This window comes from Paenibacillus sp. Z6-24 (assembly GCF_054161335.1).
The window spans coordinates 1,737,178-1,758,016 of sequence record NZ_CP096398.1 but is presented as its reverse complement, the minus strand read 5'-3'; the positions used below and the strand labels follow the sequence as shown (position 1 = coordinate 1,758,016).

At 49.8% G+C, this 20,839-nt stretch carries 17 protein-coding genes; 2 read left to right on the top strand and 15 right to left on the bottom strand.

Annotated features, from left to right (window positions below; all coding sequences use genetic code 11):
• Window positions 1–295 precede the first annotated feature (295 nt).
• From M1D61_RS07665 to M1D61_RS07650, 4 genes are all read right to left on the bottom strand, one after another.
• Window positions 296–901 (bottom strand): hypothetical protein, encoded by a 606-nt coding sequence (locus M1D61_RS07665; protein ID WP_458121824.1) that lies wholly within the window; start codon window positions 899–901, stop codon window positions 296–298.
• Window positions 902–1,175: 274 nt separating this feature from the next.
• Window positions 1,176–2,516 (bottom strand): L-lactate MFS transporter, encoded by a 1,341-nt coding sequence (locus M1D61_RS07660; protein WP_458122441.1) that lies wholly within the window; start codon window positions 2,514–2,516, stop codon window positions 1,176–1,178.
• 208 nt (window positions 2,517–2,724) lie between these two features.
• Window positions 2,725–3,594: a LytR/AlgR family response regulator transcription factor gene (locus M1D61_RS07655; RefSeq protein ID WP_458121823.1), complete on the bottom strand. Its 870-nt coding sequence runs from the start codon at window positions 3,592–3,594 to the stop codon at window positions 2,725–2,727.
• The gene (locus M1D61_RS07650) at window positions 3,591–5,237 is read right to left on the bottom strand and encodes a LytS/YhcK type 5TM receptor domain-containing protein (RefSeq protein ID WP_458122440.1); all 1,647 of its coding nucleotides are present in this window, start codon (window positions 5,235–5,237) and stop codon (window positions 3,591–3,593) included. The genes M1D61_RS07655 and M1D61_RS07650 overlap by 4 nt, the downstream gene beginning before the upstream one ends.
• 222 nt (window positions 5,238–5,459) lie before the next feature.
• Between M1D61_RS07650 and M1D61_RS07645 the strand changes: the two genes are divergently transcribed.
• A complete protein-coding gene (locus M1D61_RS07645) occupies window positions 5,460–5,831 on the top strand; it encodes a hypothetical protein (protein WP_458121822.1) in 372 nt (123 codons plus the stop codon).
• Between the two features lie 256 nt (window positions 5,832–6,087).
• Here M1D61_RS07645 and recG read toward each other — a convergent pair whose 3' ends face one another.
• The 3 genes from recG to M1D61_RS07630 all read right to left on the bottom strand — a co-directional run bounded on the left by recG (window position 6,088) and on the right by M1D61_RS07630 (window position 10,917).
• Entirely contained in the window at window positions 6,088–8,139 is a 2,052-nt protein-coding gene (recG, locus tag M1D61_RS07640; protein ID WP_458122439.1) for an ATP-dependent DNA helicase RecG, read from the bottom strand.
• Between the two features lie 13 nt (window positions 8,140–8,152).
• Window positions 8,153–9,013: a DegV family protein gene (locus tag M1D61_RS07635; protein WP_458121821.1), complete on the bottom strand. Its 861-nt coding sequence runs from the start codon at window positions 9,011–9,013 to the stop codon at window positions 8,153–8,155.
• A gap of 101 nt (window positions 9,014–9,114) precedes the next feature.
• The gene (locus M1D61_RS07630) at window positions 9,115–10,917 is read right to left on the bottom strand and encodes a DAK2 domain-containing protein (protein ID WP_458121820.1); all 1,803 of its coding nucleotides are present in this window, start codon (window positions 10,915–10,917) and stop codon (window positions 9,115–9,117) included.
• A 453-nt stretch (window positions 10,918–11,370) separates the two neighbouring features.
• On the opposite strand from M1D61_RS07630, the gene rpmB reads away from it, so the two are divergent.
• Window positions 11,371–11,559 (top strand): 50S ribosomal protein L28, encoded by a 189-nt coding sequence (gene rpmB / locus M1D61_RS07625; protein ID WP_017814700.1) that lies wholly within the window; start codon window positions 11,371–11,373, stop codon window positions 11,557–11,559.
• Window positions 11,560–11,801: 242 nt separating this feature from the next.
• Here the strand turns inward: rpmB and rpe are convergent, their stop codons facing one another.
• The 8 genes from rpe to def all read right to left on the bottom strand — a co-directional run bounded on the left by rpe (window position 11,802) and on the right by def (window position 20,647).
• Window positions 11,802–12,464, bottom strand: a complete 663-nt coding sequence (gene rpe / locus M1D61_RS07620) for a ribulose-phosphate 3-epimerase (RefSeq protein WP_458121819.1) — start codon at window positions 12,462–12,464, stop codon at window positions 11,802–11,804.
• Between the two features lie 2 nt (window positions 12,465–12,466).
• Window positions 12,467–13,399 (bottom strand): ribosome small subunit-dependent GTPase A, encoded by a 933-nt coding sequence (gene rsgA, locus M1D61_RS07615; RefSeq protein WP_458121818.1) that lies wholly within the window; start codon window positions 13,397–13,399, stop codon window positions 12,467–12,469.
• Window positions 13,400–13,446: 47 nt separating this feature from the next.
• On the bottom strand, window positions 13,447–15,687 hold the full coding sequence (gene pknB, locus M1D61_RS07610; protein WP_458121817.1) for a Stk1 family PASTA domain-containing Ser/Thr kinase: 2,241 nt from the start codon (window positions 15,685–15,687) through the stop codon (window positions 13,447–13,449).
• Window positions 15,684–16,457, bottom strand: coding sequence for a Stp1/IreP family PP2C-type Ser/Thr phosphatase (locus M1D61_RS07605; protein WP_458121816.1), 774 nt, complete (start codon window positions 16,455–16,457; stop codon window positions 15,684–15,686). The genes pknB and M1D61_RS07605 overlap by 4 nt, the downstream gene beginning before the upstream one ends.
• Window positions 16,458–16,463: 6 nt before the next feature.
• The gene (gene rlmN / locus M1D61_RS07600; protein ID WP_458121815.1) at window positions 16,464–17,510 is read right to left on the bottom strand and encodes a 23S rRNA (adenine(2503)-C(2))-methyltransferase RlmN; all 1,047 of its coding nucleotides are present in this window, start codon (window positions 17,508–17,510) and stop codon (window positions 16,464–16,466) included.
• 219 nt (window positions 17,511–17,729) lie between these two features.
• On the bottom strand, window positions 17,730–19,211 hold the full coding sequence (rsmB, locus tag M1D61_RS07595; protein ID WP_458121814.1) for a 16S rRNA (cytosine(967)-C(5))-methyltransferase RsmB: 1,482 nt from the start codon (window positions 19,209–19,211) through the stop codon (window positions 17,730–17,732).
• On the bottom strand, window positions 19,208–20,143 hold the full coding sequence (fmt, locus tag M1D61_RS07590; protein ID WP_458122438.1) for a methionyl-tRNA formyltransferase: 936 nt from the start codon (window positions 20,141–20,143) through the stop codon (window positions 19,208–19,210). Before fmt ends, rsmB begins: the two co-directional genes overlap by 4 nt.
• Before the next feature lie 24 nt (window positions 20,144–20,167).
• Window positions 20,168–20,647: a peptide deformylase gene (gene def, locus M1D61_RS07585; RefSeq protein WP_458121813.1), complete on the bottom strand. Its 480-nt coding sequence runs from the start codon at window positions 20,645–20,647 to the stop codon at window positions 20,168–20,170.
• Between the last annotated feature and the right edge of the window lie 192 nt (window positions 20,648–20,839).

The following is a 20,839-nucleotide window of genomic DNA, read 5'->3' as shown; positions in this document are numbered from 1 at the left end:
AGCCATTTTAGCATGAATTACACAGAATGTGATTCCCTGAATGCATAAATTTGCCCGATTTCGGCAAATTTTCGCTTTTTTCGGGGAATATGCCGCAAAATAAGCTTACAAGGGAATCTTCGACACCTCATTATGGGAGTTGATTCGCTTCAAACGGAAATAAGAGCAAAGATTTCCCTGCAACCTGAATATCCTTTATCAGATATCACATAGAGAACTCTATGCCTAACGGTCATCTATTGCCCTTATTTCCCTGCGTCCATGTTTGGTCATACGTTAGCTGATTACTGCGAATCTAACCCGGTGTCGTTTCCGCTTTCCAATCGCTTTCTCTCATAATGCGAATCGCGCTCTTTGCGATCATGGACACCCGTTCATCGGGATCCCTGTCGGCTGTACGGGTCAGCATTCCCTCAAACTCCGACCAACCGATAAAGCTGGTCGCAAATACAGCCGATTGTCTGACCCGTGCATCCGTATCCTGCATATAAAGGGTAAAAATCTCCAGAATATCCGGCCGCACTTCAAAATAAGAAGCAATACCCAGACGGCAAATGGCATCGATCTTATCCCCCGTGTTATCTGCCTTGGCACACCACTCTATGACTTCCTCTATCGAACCTACCATTCCGGTTTGATACACAAGACGGACAGCTTCCTGGACAGATGGACCCGATAACAACAAATATGGAATGCTGGTAGACTGGTCGATAATGGCATAGACCAGCGTAGACTGATCTTCCATCACAAATGTATAATAACCCGCTTCCGTTGAAAGTTCTTTGTGTTCTCTCGATTCATGATGGACCTTCAGCATGGACAATTTCTTTTCTCGAGATAACGCTTCCAATAGATCTCTGTAAATGACCTGCGGACGCGTACATAATCGGATCTGCGACATACGTCTCACTCCTCCTTTTGGGGTTGGGATAGAGATGGTTATATTCAATATTACTGTATTCCCGGCTCTAAGAATCATTTTTCTGAAATTTGTAATTTATTTTCAGTATTTTATAAGTGCCTGTTTATGAGTAAAAAACCTGTTATCCGGAGTTATAGGCTTGTATCCGGATAACAGGCTGTTTTGTTTCATGGTAATGAGCTGCTTGATCATTTATCTTCATAGTTCATCTAAATGATCCTGTTACCGTCGCTTTTGCTTTATATGCCTACCATTATCCACGAGCCGTATGTGGTTTGGCATTCCATTTAGCTTCCTTGGATGCTTCTTCCTGTACCGCCTGTGGAGTAACCGGAGGTTTGATAAATACGGCAATCAGGAAAGAGATAATGCACATAATCCCGATGACGATAAAGGTTGGCTTGAAGCCGCCCATCCAGGCTGCCACAATGGAACCGGACAGTGCCCCGATACCGAAGCCCTGGTAGATCACACCGTAGTTTTTGCCGTGATTTTTCAGACCGAAGAAGTCACTGACAATGGTAGGAAACACGGTGATATTACCGCCAAAGCAAAACGCAATCGCCGCTACGGAAGCAAAGAAGATACCATAGGTTAGAGGAACAAAGCTCAGCACGGCTACTGCCGCAGCTGTAACGATAAAAGTACCACAGATCACTTTGATCCGGCCTACTTTATCCGACAGGGCGCCCAGAATAATCCGGCCGACCGTATTGAAGATCGCGATCATGGCTACTGCATTGGCTGCTGTAGCAAGGTCAAGACCTGCCAGCTGCACACCGATATCCTTGACGATACCGATTAGATACAATCCACTCATACATGCGGTAAAGAACATGATGAACAGCAGATACGCTTCTTTCGTTTTCAGCATTTCTTTGACCGAGTAGTTATGAGTAACTACTGTCGGACCGGATGGAGACAGATGTTTATGAGCATTTGTACCCTTTTTCACTTGTTGACTGCTGCTTGCCTGCACCGTATCTGTGACGACGGCCTCACGAATAAAGCGGGAGCCGAGCACAATCATCAACAGGACAATAATTCCCCAGTACAGGAACGCCATCGATACACCGGCCGAGCCGATCAGCGAGCCGTTAATGTATTTAAAAATCAGACTGCCTGTTCCGTAAGCGCCGACCGAGATGCCGGAGATCAGTCCTTTACGTTCAGGGAACCATTTGATCAGATTGGAGAGGGAAGTCATATAGGCGGTACCGTCTGCAAAACCGACAACGACACCGGCCAGCAAATACAGCAGAGACAGCGAGGATACCTGCGAACTGAGCATCAACCCTAGCCCGAGCACAATACCGGACATTCCGATCAGGCGGCGAATGCCCCATTTCTCCTGCAATTTACCGGAGAATAAAGTGGCAAATGCCAGTGCAAAGCTGGTAATGGAAAATGTGATGGCAACCGAGCTGAGTTCCCAGCCAAACTTGTCAACTAGCGGCTGATTGAACAGGCTCCAGGTGTAAATGGTACCAAGCCCCATCTGTACAACGACGGTTCCAAGGGCAATCAGCCAGCGGTTTGCCGGTTTGGACATGGTTGTTTTTGAGGACATCGAAGCTTGCGTGTGATTCAACATTTGGCTCATAATGGATGTTCCTTTCCGTAATTACCGCAAAGTATAGTGTGTGTATACAGGTGAAAGGTTCTCAACCTGTGCAGGCTGCTTGGTATTCTGGTGAAGCAGTCCGTTTATCGAGAATTCTCTACACCCCAAGTATACCCCTACCATATAAGCGCTATAACCAATGTGGAATGAAATGCGGTATTTACGGAATGAAATGCCTTTATATATTCATGATCTGCCGGAACTCTTTGGCTTTGCTGCGGCTGACCGGAACTTCATATTCCAGATCATGCAAGCGCAGTAAATAAGTGTTGTTAAACCACGGTACAATTTCGCGGATTTTGCTAATATTGACGATATAGGAACGGTGGCAGCGGAAAAAATATTCCTCTGGCAGCGTCGCCTGAAAATCGCTGATACTCGCACTGACCGTATACTCATCCCGCCGCGTGTACACATGGGTGACCTTCTCGCTCGCTGATGCATAATAGACATCATCCACAGAGATTACCTGGATTTTGTCATTTTTCCAAAGACTGATCTTGCCCTGCAGCGCATGCGCCGTATGAGCAGTCTGGCCAGCTTGATGATGTGCAAAAGCCTTGCTGCTGCCTACCGAGTGTGCAGCAGCTTCTGTACCATCTGCAGACTGCGCGGAAACTGATAAAGGTAAAGAATGTTCGGTCTGGACGCTGCCTCCCCTACCGCCCGTATCCGGCCGATGATCACGTTCATACGTGTTCTCCAGTTTGCGCAGCATGGAAGTGATGCGAGATTCGCTGTATGGCTTGAGGATATAATCGAACGCCTCAATTTCAAATGCCTCTGCGGCATGTTCCTTGTATGCGGTAATGAAGATGATATACGGCTTGCGCGAGAATTTGCTGATATTGTGGGCGAGCAGTACGCCATCCAGCGACGGAATATTGATATCGAGGAATATGGCATCCACCTCATGATTTTGTACATATTTCAGCACATCCAGCCCATCGTCAAAGCTCCCCATAATCTCGATACTGCTGTACGTCTTGATGTAATATTCCAGTTCCTGGCGAGCGAGAAACTCGTCCTCCACTACGATTGCTCTCATACGCGCTCCTTTCTGACTCTAAATTGAATGCGTGTTCCTTTGTCCAACCGCTGAATATGCAGACCTTCTCCATAGATCAGCTTTACCCGCTGATGTACATTGGACAGACCGATCCGGTTTTCCGGCATCTGGCTCGTATATACTTTCTGGATAATTTCGTCGTCAATACCTGTACCCGTATCCTCGACGATAATCTCTACCTGTTCTCCCCGATCCTTGACAGACAGGGTTACCGTACCTGAACCTCTTCCCTGGAGAATGCCATGTACAATCGCATTCTCTACGAGCGGCTGGATGATCAGACTGGGAATCTTCACTTCTACATCTTCGTCAATATCATAAATCACCGTCAATTTACTGCCAAAACGCGCCTTCTCGATCTCCACATAATTAACCACCTGACCGAGTTCTTTGTTGATATCAATCAGCTCGTCGCTCCATTCCAGGCTGTGACGCAAATAACCGGACAGATTAATAATCATCTCCCGTGCATTATCCGGGTCGATACGGATCGAGGAAGCGATGGCATTCAGCGCATTAAACAGAAAGTGCGGATTAATGCTCGTCTGCAGTGCCTTGATCTCGGCTTTGTTCGCCATCTCTTTCATCTGTTCAATCCGCGATACCTCCATGAGCGTGGAGATGATCTGGGACAGACCGACAGCCAGTGTCTGCAGGGAATAGGTAATCTTGTAGGCTTTGCTATAGTAGATTTTCAAGGCTCCGGTGACCACACTCTTCTCCTTGAGCGGAATAATGATCAGCGACTGAATATGGGGAACTTTGCCCTCCGTATCGTCGTTAATAATGACAATCTCTCCGCTGGAGATCGCCTGCTTGGTCGCATCGGTAATAATCTCATTGCCGATATTATAACGATCCTCGCCCACGCCCACATAAGCGAGGATAAAGCGTGTATCGGTAATCGCTACTGCATCTGCCTGAATATCCTCCCGGATAATCGTACATATTTTCCGCAGCGAATCGCTGTTGATCGAACGGAAGTACGGCAGCGTCTTGTTGGCGATATCAAGCGCCAGCTTGGCCTGCCGGGCAGCAATATTTTCCCTTTCTCCTTCCACGCCCTGTACGAACAGGACGATCAATCCGACGCTCACCTCACCAAGAATCATCGGCAGGGCAATGATCGATACAATTTCCTGTCCCAGCTCTGCCGGATTGGCCATCAGCAGAATGAGCAGCATCGTCAGTGCCTCGCAGATCATGCCTGCCGCAATACCGACAATCCAGCGGCGCTTGCGGCTGATCCGGCTGTGGATATACCCGGATAGAATCCCCGCGATAATGCTTGTAATCAGACAGGGAACCGAGGTCACTCCATCGATATCGATCAGATAGCGATGCAGCCCGGAGACCACTCCGGTAATCAATCCCACCGGCCAGCCAAACAGGATTCCTCCCGAGACGACCGCGATAATGCGCACATTGACGAGAGAACCTTCCACATTGATCCCTGTATAGGTTCCTAAGATAGCAAAACCGCTAAAAATAACCGATAAAATAATCCGGTCCTTCATATCCAGTACTTCCTTTTGAAATATCTGCCGGAAGTGGGGCAGTTTGCTCAGTAAAAATAAACAGATCAGCAGCAGTGCCGCCCGCTCGAATAATTGCAGCAATATAATGCCTGTATAGTTCCCGCTCAATGCCAATGCCTCCAGCTTCGTCGTTAAAACCCATAATCTATAGTATAAACGATGTATCCGGTTGGTGTGTGACAGGTTTGCAAAAAGAATAAAAGTTTGCCGGAATTTCATCGGTTTTTAAGTTTGCCTTAACGGACTGTTCATGGAGGAAGGGTACAATGAAAGCAGTATTGTTACAGCAGAGAGGCAGGAAGCAGCATGGATATGAAGCAAATTTTCACCAGCAATTCAATGGCACTCCATTCGGATTCATATACAGAGCCGCACCCTTTTGCAGATCATTCCGACACCGACCCTGCACGTACCCTGACGTATATTCTCGATGGTGCAGCCAGCCTACTGGGACTGACGGCTCTGGAATTAAGACAGTATTTGCAGGATGGCGATAGTATAGAGCATATGGCAGAACATCAGGGTCTTGCTGCTACACAGTTCAACGAGCAGCTGATCGAACACATAAGTATGACCCTTAAGGAAGCCGAAGCTTCCGGACAAATTACACAGCGGCAGTATGAAGATTATTTGCAGATTGCTGCACAGCAGATCCAGCGACTGATTGATATTTGTTGAGTGAATATCCGTAAATAAAAGACCAAATACACCAGCTTACCCATATGAACGTATTGATCCGCATACGGAATGAGTTAAGTCTCTGGATAATAGCTGCTAGCACCGATGTGTGCATGCTCCATCATGCCAGAGAATATCCAATAGCATAATGATCACCAAAAAGGTTGTATTCCTGTTCTGCCAGGCCTTATGGCTCCTGACAGGTGGGAATACAACCTTTTTATTACTTGCCTATTCATTTATACGCTTAGCGCAATCAGTCAATCAGTTCACCCTGAAATACCTGCTGTCTGTTCAAGAATTCGCGCAGTGCTTCATATTCCGGTGACGTCCAGAAGAAATCATTGCTGACCAGACGGGCCGCATCATTACGGGCAACCTCCAGCACTTCGAAGTCGCTGACCATATCGGCGATCTTGAACTCCGGCAGACCGCTCTGCTTGGTTCCAAAAAATTCCCCCGGACCGCGCAATTCCAGGTCACGGCGGGATACTTCAAAGCCGTCATCCGTCTCGGTCATCGCCCGCATCCGCTCCTGCCCGATCTCGGATTTGGGATCGGCGATCAGGATACAGAACGACTCGTGCTTACCCCGGCCAACACGCCCACGCAGCTGATGCAGCTGGGACAGCCCGAACCGGTCCGCATCCATAATGATCATCAGCGTAGCGTTCGGTACATCGACACCGACCTCGACAACGGTCGTGGAGACGAGCAGCTGCATTTCATTACTGTAAAAGGCACGCATCGTCTCTTCCTTTTCGGCTGCGCTCATCCGGCCATGCAGCAGCCCCACCCGATAACCCGGAAAAGCCTGATCCATCTGTACGAACAGATCTATCGCATTTTGCACATCCAGCTTGTCCGATTCTTCGATCAGGGGACAGATCAGATACGCCTGACGCCCCTGATCGATCTCCTTGGAAATAAAACCCGTGACCCGGTCCATCATATTATGCTTCACCCAGTACGTGGCGATCGGCTTGCGACCTTTGGGACGTTCGGAAATGGTCGATACATCCATATCGCCAAACGCTGTAATCGCCAGGGTACGCGGAATCGGCGTAGCGGTCATCGTCAGCACATCCGGGTCGAATCCTTTGCGCCGCAGCACACTGCGCTGATTTACCCCAAAGCGATGCTGCTCATCCGTGACCACAAGACCAAGACTGCGGAAAAAGACATCTTCCTGAATCAGCGCATGGGTACCGACGATAATATCGGTCATCCCCATTTGCAGGGAAGCGATCAGATCCTTGCGCTTGCGTCCGCTGACACTGCTCGTCAGCATCTCCACGGTAATGCCAAACGGCTCAAACATGCGCTTGAGTGAACGCACATGCTGCTCCGCCAGAATCTCGGTAGGTACCATCAACGCTCCCTGATGACCTGAGCGAACGGTAGCAAACAATGCTATCGCTGCGATAACCGTTTTACCGGAGCCCACGTCTCCCTGCAGCAGACGATTCATGCTGTAAGGGGAACGCATATCTTTCAGTATTTCGAGTTCGACCTGCTTCTGCGCATCGGTCAGCTCGAACGGCAGGCTGCGCACAAATTCGCGGATCGTCGCATTGTCGGTCGTGTGCACAATGCCTGTCGTACGCTTGCGGTTCATGCTCCGGTAAGCCTGCAGCTTCAGCTGGAACAGAAACAGTTCTTCATATACCATCCGCCGCCGTGCCTGCTTACCCTCACCCGCATCTGCAGGCTGATGCAGCTGGCGAATCGCCTGTTTGCGCGGCATCAGCTTATACTGCCGGATCAGTTCCTGCGGCAGTACTTCCGGAATCATTTCTCCATATTGATCCAGCGCCTGACCGATCATTTTGCGAATCCATGTCTGGGTAATCTTGCCGCCGATCGAATAGACCGGCTGCAGACTGCCGCTGCGCTGGGTTCCTTTATCCGGAAATTCCGAATCGGTAATGGTCATAGTCGACCGGCGCTGATCCCATTTACCGGTCAGAATAATGGTTCTGCCCGAGGTCAGCTGGTCTTTGAGGAAATGGCGGTTAAACCAGGTGGCGGTCACCATCCAGTCATCCACCATTACTTTACAGGTCAAACGTGATTTTTTGCCATAGCGCTGTAATACCGGCAGACCGACAATCTTGCCTTCGACTGTAATTTTGTCGCCATCCTTGACCTCCTGAAGCGCACGCAGGCGATAATCTTCATACCGGAACGGAAAATATTCCAGCAGATCAAGTACAGTAGAGATGCCAAAGGCGTGAAGCTCCTGTTCCTTGGAAGCACTCACGCCATTGACCTGCCGAACGCCAATCTGATCCAGATTGATATTCATCATCATCCCTCATCTATTCCTCATCCGGCCATGCAAACATGGCAATCGTTCCGGGTCCCGCATGGGTACCGATAACAGGCCCCACTTCTGAGAAGACCAGTTCGCCAATCTCATAATGCTCTCTGATCATCTGCAGCAAGGGTTCACACGATTCCCGGTTCGCCGTATGTCCAAGAGCCAGATTGATTTTACGTACATTCAGATTTTGCCGCATCATCTCGACGATGCGTGACATGGCCTTTTTCTGGCCGCGCACTTTTTCGACCGGATAGATTACTCCGCTGTCATCAATCGAGAGAATCGGTTTGACATTGAGCAGCGTGCCCAGTACGGCCGAAGCTCTGCCAATCCGTCCTCCCTTACGCAGATATTCCAGATCATCGACCATAAAATACAGTTCACGGCGGCTGAGTATATGTGCTACTCCCGCTTCGATCTCGGCGGCACTGCGGCCCTGCTGTGCCAGCCTGGCTGCATGCACTACCGCCAGTCCATACCCGTAGGAAGCGGATTTGGAATCGATTACGGTGATATGGCCGTGCTCATCCAGCATGGAGCGTCCGATTGTCGCGGACTGATACGTACCGCTGAGACCGGAGGACAGATGAATCGATACGATCTCACTGCCTGGATGCTCTGCTGTAAGCTTCTCGTACATGGTTGTATAATCCGCCGGGGAAGGCTGGGACGTGGTAGGCAGCTGCGATGAAGAGGATAGTTTGCTGTAAAATTCAGCAGAGGTGATATCCACTCCATCCGCATAGGTATGTTCTCCAAAAAATAACCTCAGCGGGATAATGCGTATATCATACTTGGATATCAACTCTGCAGGAATGTCTGCTGTGCTCTCTGTCACAATAATGGTATGGGCCATCCCTATCCCTCCTTCTCTCCAAAATAACACAACTGCTATAAAATGCCCAATACAGCTGCAACGGACATTTCACTGTGTTCGATCTATGATATTTCTTCCACTCAGGATTCCACGGAGAACAGATAGTGATACACTGGCTGTCCGCCTTCATGAATCTCCACTTCCGCATCCGGATAAGTCTCGCTGATCCATGCGGCGAGAGCTCTCGTATCCGCATCATCCGCCTCACTGCCAACCAGCACGGTGATGACTTCCTGACCATCTTCGATCATGGAAGACAGCAGTTCCTGACAGGTGCTCAGCAGCGCCGGAGCAGTTGCTACAATTTTGGAATTGTGAATTCCAATATAATGTCCTTCTTTGATATCGATATCTTCCATCGTGGTATCACGTACCGCGATCGTAACCTGACCGGACTTCACATGGCTCAGCGCTTCGGTCATATTGCTTTCGTTCATGTCCACACCCTCATCTTCCTGGAAAGCAAAAGCGGAAGCGATTCCCTGAGGAATACTTTTACTCGGAATAACGGTAATCTGGCGGCTTCCTTCCAGTAGATCACGTGCCTGCTGTGCAGCCAGTACGATATTCGAGTTATTCGGTAAAATAAAGATATGACGTGCAGACATGCTCTCGACCGCTTTGACGAAATCTTCCGTGCTTGGATTCATCGTCTGTCCGCCGGCCAGAATTGTATCGACGCCCAGACTGCGGAAAATCTCTGAGATACCGTCGCCCGAAGAGACGGCGATCAGTCCGTAAGCAGCCACTTCTTCAGCTGGAGGAACCGCAGCCGTCTGGGGATCCAGCGGCGCCTGTGGAATCTCGGCAAACAGCTCCGGCGGCGGGGCAATATCGAGTCCAGCCGACAGCAGATCGCGATGCTGTTCACGCATATTCAGAATATGGATCTGGGTAATCTCCCCATACTGCAGTGCCAGATTGAGCACTTCGCCCGGTGCCTTGGAATGCACATGGACCTTGATTACTTCATCATCGGCAATCACGATAATGGAATCTCCATTGACAGCGAGTGCCTGACGGAACTTCTCTTCTTCAAAACGAGCATTCCGGTTCTGTCCCAGCTGCCGATTGATGAAAAACTCCATATCATACAGGAACTCGATATCTTCGGTCTCCAGACGTGCCTGAGCCGATATCGGTGTATCAAATGCAGGCACCTGGGCTACTGCAGCAGCGGATGCCTGACTGGATGTACCAGTAATGCCCGGCTGCATCGCAGATCGGCTCACTGTCTGTGTCTGTGCACCGGCAGAAATTGCTGTTCCATGCAGCAGATATTCATAGAAACCTTCATAAATGTATACCAGTCCCTGACCACCGGAATCGACGACACCGACCTGCTTCAATATTGGCAGCATTTCCTGCGTCTGTGCCAGCGTCTCCTGGGCACGGCGAAGTATCTCGCCCATCAGTTCCGTAATATCGGTCGTACGTCGTGCATAATAGGATCCATGCTTGGCCGCTTCCTTGGCTACGGTCAGAATGGTACCTTCGACAGGTTTGACGACAGCTTTATACGCTGTCTCCACCCCGTTTTGCAAAGCTGCTGCGAATTGTGCCGCATTCAGCTCCTCACGTGAGGCTGCCGCCCGGCTGAACCCACGAAACAGCTGGGATAAAATAACACCCGAATTCCCCCGTGCGCCCATTAGCAGTCCCTTGGACAGCACCGTAGCGGTCTGACCGATCAACGGAGAACTATTGCGCTTCAATTCGGTAACTCCGGCAGTCATTGTCAGATTCATATTGGTTCCTGTATCGCCATCCGGCACAGGAAATACATTCAGGGAATTGACGTGCTCTGCATGCTGATGCAGACGCTTCGCTCCCGCCAGTACCATAGCGGTAAAATCAGTTCCATTTAAAGAACGCTTACTCAAAGAAAATTCCCCTTCCTCATGTATCCATACCAGCTCTGTCCGGGTTGATATTTGAACAGAACGCATTGTTGAGTTTTCATTTTCAGTAGTCATCTAATTGGTAGTGTAAAAGAGCGTACATGGGTTACTTATACGCTGCTTGTTCTTCACCCGTTCCAAATAATTTAGAACCACGTACTTGTACCAAGTACCAATAATGGGCAAAGCCTTATGTGATGCGGTCTGTACCGCTGCATGCGGACCTCTGGAGAGCCGTATTGCCACCCTTTCAGCCAGCAGATTGCAGCCTGCTGATCATGCAAAAAAAATACATATTGAACTACCTTATATTGTACTATAACCCTGTACAGAAATAAATAAAGTATTTAGAAGTGTTGACGTTGCTTTCTCGATTGTGATAATATGTTATGAGTGTTGTTTTCATGCACTTTTTCGGAAATAGGAGGTGTAACTATGGCTCGTAAATGTTATGTAACTGGTAAAACAGCTGGCAGCGGTAACAACGTATCCCACGCTAACAACCGTAACCGCCGTACTTGGGGCGTGAACGTTCAAAAAGTTCGCATCCTCGTAGACGGTAAACCAAAACGCGTATACGTAAGTACTCGTGCTTTGAAATCCGGTAAAGTTACCCGCGTATAATGATATGTCGATGAAGAAAGCATCTCTACTTACATAGAGATGCTTTTTTGCTGTCTTTTTTGTATTCTCTGATCTTATAATCCTGGAATTATAAGTGCGGAACATATAGCAAAAGCGCCGATACGATGAGGTATCAGCGCTTTTTTTAGCCAGTCAATAACATTGGATTGAAGTTGGTTGGCTTCCAATCCCGTCTGTTTCTAGAATGCTCTGTACAACAAATTCTCATTATGTGATTCTGCTTAGTGCAGGCTGTCACGAATGCTCTGAATCGCTTTGGCACGATCCGGTGTGTTGAATACGGCGCTGCCTGCTACGAGTACATCCGCACCTGCTTCGACAACCTGTTTGGCTGTGGAAGCGGTAATGCCTCCATCCACTTCGATATGCAGAGCCGTATGGCCCATTTCATTGGCCCATTTGCGAATTTCACGGATTTTATTTACGGTACGAGGGATAAATGCCTGTCCGCCAAAGCCCGGATTCACGGTCATGACGAGCACCAGATCGACATCTTCCAGCACTTCACGAATCGCCGCTGCCGGAGTAGCCGGGTTGATCGCCACGCCAGCCTTGATGCCGTGTTCCTTGATCAGATGAATAACGCGATGCAGATGCGTACAAGCTTCGGCATGAACTGTAATCATCTGTGCGCCCGCTTTAACGAAATCTTCCACATAACGATCCGGATTCTCGATCATCAGATGCACGTCCTTGAACAGACCGGTATGGGCTGAAATGGACTGCATGACAGGCGCACCAAAAGTAATATTCGGTACAAAATGACCATCCATTACATCGATATGCACCCAATCCGCTCCGCCGCGCTCGACTTCAGCGACTTCTGCCAGCAGTTTACCAAAATCAGCTGACAAAATGGAAGGGGCTATTTTTATTTTATGCATAATTAATACCTCCGCTTCTCATCTTTCATTTCCTGATAAAATTGCTCATAGTGCTTGTACCGGGTGCTGGCGATCTCACCGTTATCCAGTGCATCCAGAACCTTGCAATCCGGCTCGTGCAGATGGGTACAACCACGGAATTTGCAGCCGCCCGAATAGCGGTTGAATTCACGGAAACATGAGCCGAGATCCTCAACCCCCAGCTGTGTAAAGTTTAACTGGCTGAAACCCGGCGTATCGGCGACAAAACCGCCGCCTTCCAGTTCGATCAGCTCTACATGACGGGTTGTATGCTTACCCCGTCCAAGACGCATACTGATCTCGCTTGTATTGAGATCACTGCCTGGAATGATCTTGTTCAGCAAGGAAGACTTGCCTACACCCGACTGTCCGGCAAACATGCTGATCTTGTTGTTCAGTTCCTGACGGATCTGGTCCGTACCCATATCCAGCTCGGCACTGGTCAGGATTACCTGGTAACCAATATCTTCATACAGCTTTTTGGCCCGTTCTACCGCTTCGCGCATTCCGGTATCTTCTTTATCTTCTGCACGCAGAAGATCCATTTTGGTAAAGCAGATTAACGGTTCCAGCCTCGCATGCTCGATATGTACCAGAAATTTATCCAGCAGGATAAGACTCAGATCAGGTTCCTTGACCGAAAACAGCAGAACGGCCTGACGAATATTAGCTACAGGAGGACGGATCAGTTCCGTCCTCCGTGGCAGTATTTCGTCTACCATGCCTTCTCCATTTTCAGTCAATGAATAGATAACCTGATCGCCTACCAGAGGAGACTCTCCTCTTTTTTTGAAGATTCCGCGGCCGCGGCACTGAATGGTAGCCGGCTGGCCTGTAGGAACTTCATCATCATTCTGCTGAGGTTTCACATAATAATATCCGCTAAGCGCTTTGACGATTAAGCCTTCTGGCATGTAATCCGTCCTCTCATTGATCTTGCATTTTGAATAATGACATCTGTTTATAGGGTACTCGTGTCACTGCCCGTCTCATCCGTATTTCCATTGCCCTGCCCGTTTCCATTTCCCTGACCATTGGCATTTCCATTACCTTGGCCGTTTCCATTACCATTTCCATTACCATTTCCGTTACCTTTACCTTTACCTTCACTGGCAGCCGGATCATCGGTTGGCTGGTCTTCTGGAGGAGTTATCTCCTCGGCTGGTGGAGGCGTAGTCGATGGTGGAGGCGTAACTTCTCCGGTATTCTCCGGTTCCACTACACCTTCTGGGAGTGTACCCTGCTTGGCTTCATTGTAACCAATCGCAAACGTATCCAGAAACTGTCCATTACGGTAGACCTTCACGACACCATTTTGGTTCGGGTCAAGCACCATATTGACCTGAAGCGATTTGCGGGAGTCAATTGTCTTCGTTCCCCAATCACGATCAGCTCCGCGTGCATCCGTATAGACAATATTGATTTTGCTTGTCTTGCCGGCAGTAACCGGTGGTACAGATACCGTATACGTATAATTCAAGGCCTCTGGTGGGTAACCGGTACTTACCCAGATATCAACCGCACTTCCCTTGGTTACCGAACCGCCTGGCTGTGGATTCTGACGGGTTACTTTGCCTTTGTCGACCGTGTAGCTTGCTTCCTGCTGAACACTGCCTGTCTTCAGACCTGCTGAAGAGATTTTGGACTGTGCATCCGATTGACTGATCCCTGCTACAGATGGTACTGAAGTAGTCGATACTCCTTTGCTGACGATCAGCGTGACCGGCTGGGATTCCGGATCGACATCTTCATTAGCACCCGGCTTCTGATCGAATACTACGCCCGCTTCCACGCTTTCATTATTCTCATCCTGTCTTACAATCTGGTCATCCTTGAAGCCCATCTCAATCAATTCCTTGCGGGCATCATCATAGGAGGAATCAGTAAAGTCAGGCATTTTTTTAAGTTCTTTGGCCATGGCGACACTGAGTTTGACCTTAGTGTCTTTTTGAACCATTGCATTTGGCTGCGGGTCCTGTTCATACACGGTACCAGGAGCAATCCCTTCCTGATACTCACGGTGAACTTCTTCCGCAACGTCCAGGCCATATTTCGCCAGTTCCACCCGAGCCTGCTGCTCGGTCATGTTGGTGACGCTTGGCACGGTAATTTCGTCCTCATTCAGCGTCTTATTTACATAAAATACAATGAGGAACATGATTAACAGAACAGCCAGTACCGAAGAGACAATAATGATCGTTTTTTTTCGATTCTGCTGCTTGGAAGCCGCCGTATTTTTGCTTTTGCCTCTGTCTCTCTCCATGCTTCGCACCTCATCATCCGGCAGACCGACCGGGATGGAATTGGGGCGAATCGCCGATACGACCTTGGTCTGCTCGTCATCGTCATTACTTGCAAAGTAGACCCTGGATTCCGTACTGCGTTCTGGCAGCAGACAGGTATCCAGATCCGTCAGCATATCGTGCGCAGAATGATAGCGTTCTGCAGGATTTTTACGCATGGCTTTCAGTATGATATTCTCTACGCTCTGCGGAATCAGTGGATTAATACGTCTCGGATCTTCAAATTCATCCTGAAGATGTTTAAGCGCTACACTGATTGGGCTTTCTCCCTGAAACGGAAGTCTGCCGGTTAGCATCTGGTAAAGAACAATCCCCAGCGAATAGAGATCGGATTTTTCCCCTGTTGTTACACCTTTGGCATGCTCGGGAGAAAAATAATGTACAGAACCGACCACAGAGCCGGTCTGGGTAATGGTAGTTGAAGTAACCGCCCGGGCAATTCCAAAGTCTGTTACCTTGACCCGCCCATTACGGCCAATCAATATATTATGAGGCTTGATATCACGGTGAATAATCTGATTATGATGCGCGTGTTCCAGCGCATCGCAGATTTGCGTAGCAACCCGTACGGCTTCTTCCACCGGCAGCGGAGCACGCTCTTTGATAATTTCGTTCAGGTTGTGTCCATTGACATACTCCATAACAATGTAATGGACATCGTCTTCTTGTCCGACGTCATAGATGCTGACGACGTTAGGGTGAGACAGCGATGCCGCCGATTGTGCTTCACGGCGGAATCTACGGATGAACTCTTCATCATACACAAACTGCTGGCGCAGTACCTTGATCGCCACATGACGATTCAGCAGCACATCCTTGGCCCGGTAGACGAGTGCCATACCACCGCCGCCGATCTCTTCCAGTACTTCATAGCGGCCGCCGAGAATACGTCCTATCATGATGTCCACCCCTTTATATCCGACCCGGGTGCAGAGTCATTGATTTCGAACAAGGCAACCGTGATATTGTCTTCGCCACCAGCTTCCAGGGCGAGTGCGACCAGATGCTTCGCACGATCTTCCAGCGGAATGCCCGCCAATGCAACCGTCTCGATCTGATCACCGGTGACCATATTGGTCAGACCGTCACTGCAGAGCAGCAGAACTTCTCCGGAGGAGAGCTGAATATCATCCAACTCTACGCTGACTTCGGAATCCGTACCGAGTGCTCGGGTCAGCACATTGCGCCTCGGATGGGCCGCAGCCTCTTCCTGGCTGATCTGACCCGTCTTGAGCAGCTCGTTGACGAGGCTGTGATCCTGTGTCAGCAGACGCAGTTCATCCTCACCGACCAGATAGGCACGACTGTCTCCGATATGCCCGATCACGCCCTGATTGCCGCGCAGCAGCACAGCTACTACCGTAGTACCCATGTTATAGTAATCGCTGTTCGTCTTTGCCATATGAAAAACAATATCGTTGGCATGCAAAATAGCGTCATGAAGCGCTGCACGAAAAGCTTCAGCCGACAATCCGGCTTCCAGTCCCTGCAGATCACTAACTATCGTCTGTACGGCCAGCTGGCTGGCAGTATCGCCCGCCCGGTGTCCTCCCATTCCGTCTGCTACAATACCAAGTGTATATTCTTCCTGTATACTGCCGATCCACACCGAATCTTCATTAACCTGCCGAACGCGTCCCTTATCACTCAGTTGCGCTGCTCTAATCAACTCTGCTCACCTCACTGTCGACTCCATATGCTTCGCACGCAGCTGTCCGCAAGCCGCAGCGATATCGTGACCCTGCTCGCGGCGGATGGTTACGTTAACGCCTTTGTCCGCCAGTATACGCTGGAATTCAAAAATATCTTTGCGCGGTGTACGCACGTAGTTACGTTCAGGCACATAGTTGACAGGGATCAGGTTGACGTGGCACATCATATCTTTGAGAACATTCGCCAGTTCTTCGGCATGCTCCGGACGGTCGTTGACGCCACCAATCAACGCGTATTCAAACGTAATCCGGCGACCGGTTTTCTCCATATAGTAATGCAGGGATTTCATCACATCATCAAACGGGAAGCGGCGGTTAACCGGCATCAGCTTGGAACGCAGCTTGTCATTTGGCGCGTGAATGGAGATCGCAAGGTTGATCTGGGTTTCTTCATCTGCAAATTTATAGATATTCGGTACGATACCACTTGTGGATACCGTAATATGACGCTGACCGATATTCAGGCCTTTTTCATGAATCATGATGCGCAGGAACTTCATGGTCGCTTCATAGTTCTCGAACGGTTCGCCGGAACCCATGATAACGATACTGCTGACACGCTCATTGGTCTCATCCAGTATCTTTTGAGCCTGAACAACCTGGGCTACGATCTCGCCGGCTGTCAGGTTACGCTTCAGTCCGCCAAGGGTAGATGCACAGAATGTGCAGCCGATCCGGCAGCCGACCTGTGTCGTTACGCAGATGCTGTTACCATAGTTGTGACGCATAATAACCGTCTCAATCGCATGATCATCATGCAGACCGAACAGGAATTTTACGGTACCATCCTTGGATTGCAGCTTGGTAATCTCGCTCAGTGTCACAAAAGAAAACTGGTCGTTCAGCTTGGCGCGCAGTCCTTTGGAAAGGTTGGTCATTTCCTCGAAAGAAGATACACGCTTCACATACAGCCAGTCAAAAATTTGCCCTGCACGGAAAGCAGGCTCATTATTTTCTTGCACCCATGCCTGGAGATCTTCCAGTGAATAATCATATATAAAGGGTTTCATTGGATTTATCACACCTATTCTTCATATCTTATTTTGTAAATCATTTTGTTCATTTACAATACGGTTTACATCGGGTTTGCATCTTTACTATTTTAGCACAAAAAAAAGAAAGCCTAAAGAGGTACCCGCCAGCTTCTGCTGTTTTAAAGCGAGAGCATCGTCTGACGTACCTGCTGTAGGCCATTATTATTCATCGATCGATTGTGCTAAGACCATATACTAACTCATTCTGCGCAAAGCCGCAATATAAAATCCGTCCGAATGGTAATCCTGCGGCAAAATTTGCAGCCCGATACTGGATTCATTGCTTTTCTTGCCGGAGGAGCCGCGCTGCTGTGCTGCTTCCTTGAGCGGATTCAGCGGTGTATCTGCCGGTTCAAAAGCAGGATTGTGCTCCAGGAAGCGACGCACCACATATTCATTTTCGCTGTACTCAATCGTACAGGTGCTGTAGACCAGAATCCCCCCCGGCTTCAGCAGTGTGGATACCTGCTGGATCAGCTGCTGCTGCAGTTCCGAGATATCCTGAATATCCTGTGGAGATTTGTTCCATTTGAGATCCGGCTTACGGCGAATTACGCCAAGTCCCGAACAAGGAGCATCCAGCAAAATACGATCAAAGGAAGCGGCCGGGTAACGATCCACCAGTGTCAGTGCGTCCCCGATCGCCGTCTCGATCACATTCAGATGCAGACGCTCTGCCTGATCATCGATCAGCTTGCGCTTGTGATCATGGATATCATTGGCGACAATACATCCTTGATCTTTCATTTTCTCTGCCATATGCGCCGTCTTGCCTCCGGGAGCCGCGCAGCAGTCCAGCACGTTCATGCCCGGCTGTGGCTGTACCGCCTCGGCGACCAGCATGGAGCTCTCATCCTGAATCGAGATCAGTCCGTCGCGATACCAGTCTGTCAGTGCCATATTGCCGCTGCCTCCTACCAGTATGCCATCAGGCGCTACTGCAGAGGGCTGTGCATAATAACCGGCTTCATTCAATGTACGCATCATTTCTTCCCGGGAAATGCGGAATGTATTGACCCGTACGCTGACAGCAGGCGGCTCATTGTTAGACATGCAGATCTGCTCTGCTGTCTCTTCCCCATACTGCTTGATCCAGCGTTTTACCATCCACTGGGGATGGGAATACTGCAGGGAAATGCGCTGCGCTGCCGGAAGCCCTTCAGGGATCGCCATTTCATCCAGCTGCCGGATCACACTACGCAGAACGCCATTTACCATGCCGGATACGCCCTGATGCCCACGCTGCTTGGCGATATTAACCGCCTCGTTCACTGCTGCATGTGCAGGGATACGATCCAGATAGTAGAGCTGGTAAAAGCTCATGCGCAGCAAGCTGCGCACCCATGGCTGCAGCTTCTGCACACCCTTGGTGACCAGCTGATCCAAAAAATAGTCAATTGTATTCAGGCGAGCTACCGTACCATAGACAAGCTCGGTAGCCAGTCCGGCATCGGAACGCTCCAGATTGGCCTGGACAAGCGCCTGATTAAGCTTGAGGTTGCTATAAGAGCCTTCCACTTCCACATCGGTCAGTACATTGAGTGCCACGTCACGGGCCGACAGTTTGCGAGTGGAGCTGCCGCTATTGCGGCGAGAATGGGTACTGCGCTTTGCCCCGGCTGATTGACCGGCAGAGTTACCCTGTCCATGGCTGGTGTTGTTCTTCTGATCGCTCACTGGAACACCGTGCCTTTGGTGAGAGACGTACCACGCACAAAGTCCGCTGCACGCAGCGCCTTTTTACCGGCAGGCTGCACTTCAGTCAGTATGATCACACCATCTCCCGTACGGACGATAATGCCTTCCGGCCCCATGTCCACCACCGTTCCCGGAACTGCATCGGCTGCTCCTGCAGGCAGTGAAGCTGACGCATCCGGACGAACGGTTTTCCATACTTTGAATACTTCATCATTCCAGAGCGTGAATCCGCCGGCAAAAGGCACCAGTCCGCGAATCTGGTTATAGATGGCGCGGCTGTCCTTCGCCCAGTCGATTTTCTCGTCATCGCGTGTCAGGTTAGGCGCGTAGGTCGCCTGTTCGTCATCCTGCGGCTCCGCTTCCAGGGGACCTTCCAATAGACGCGGCAGCTCCTGACGCAGCAGTACAGCGCCTGCTTCGCTCATTTTGGCAAATAATGTACCTGAAGTATCTTCATCGGTAATCGGCACTTCCAGGCGGGAGATCATATCGCCCGTATCCAGACCTTCGGCCATATACATCAGCGTAATGCCGGTCACTGTCTCTCCGTTAATGATTGAACGCTGAATCGGCGCTCCGCCGCGGTATTTGGGCAGCAGTGAGCCATGGATATTCACACAACCGAGACGCGGCAGATCAAGCACAGATTTGGGCAGAATCTGTCCATAGGCTGCAGTTACGATCAGATCCGGTTCATAGGCAGCCAGCTCGGCCACCGCTTCGGGACTGCGCATGCGCTGCGGCTGCAGTACAGGCAGACCATGCTCCAGCGCAGCAGCTTTGACCGGTGTAGGCGTTAATATTTTTTTGCGTCCTTGCGGACGGTCCGGCTGCGTCACTACACAGACTACGTTCATGCCTTCTTCCAGCAGTACGTTCAGGCTGGCTACGGCAAATTCGGGTGTTCCCATAAATGCAATTTTAACAGTCAACGCTTATTCTCCTTCCTCGTCCAGTCTGCGGTCATAGACACGCTCGGCAATATCTGTGAACAATACACCATTCAGGTGATCAATCTCATGCTGAAGGGCACGTGCAAGCAGCTCGCGTCCTGTAACAGTAATTTCCTGGCCATTACGATCCAGACCTTTGACGGTTACTTCCATCGCCCGGCGCACTTCTCCGTTCAGCGCCGGAATACTGAGACAGCCTTCCGAACCGAACTGCTCTCCGCTGCTCGCTACAATCTCCGGGTTGATGAGTTCAATCAGCCCGTGCTCATCCCCTACATCGACTACGATCGCGCGTTTGAGTATGCCGACCTGTGGTGCGGCTAGGCCTACACCGTCCGCATCATACATCGTGTCGGCCATATCGGTCAGCAGCTTTTGTACGTTGGGAGTAATTTTGGTAACTTCTTTTGCTTTTTTGTGCAACACTTCATCCGGTTCTTTTACAATAATACGAATTGCCATCGGGCATCCCATCCTTTATCTGTTTTCCATCATCTTGTTGTTTTGCTGCCTCTGCAGCAACTGTTACGATCCGTTACTGCTCTACCTGACGATCGTTCATGCTCGTACGCAGAGCACAGGGCAGCACTTCAACAGCTGCTGCCCTTCACTTCTACCTATCCTGTGCAGGTTACATCGGTTACACCACAGGAT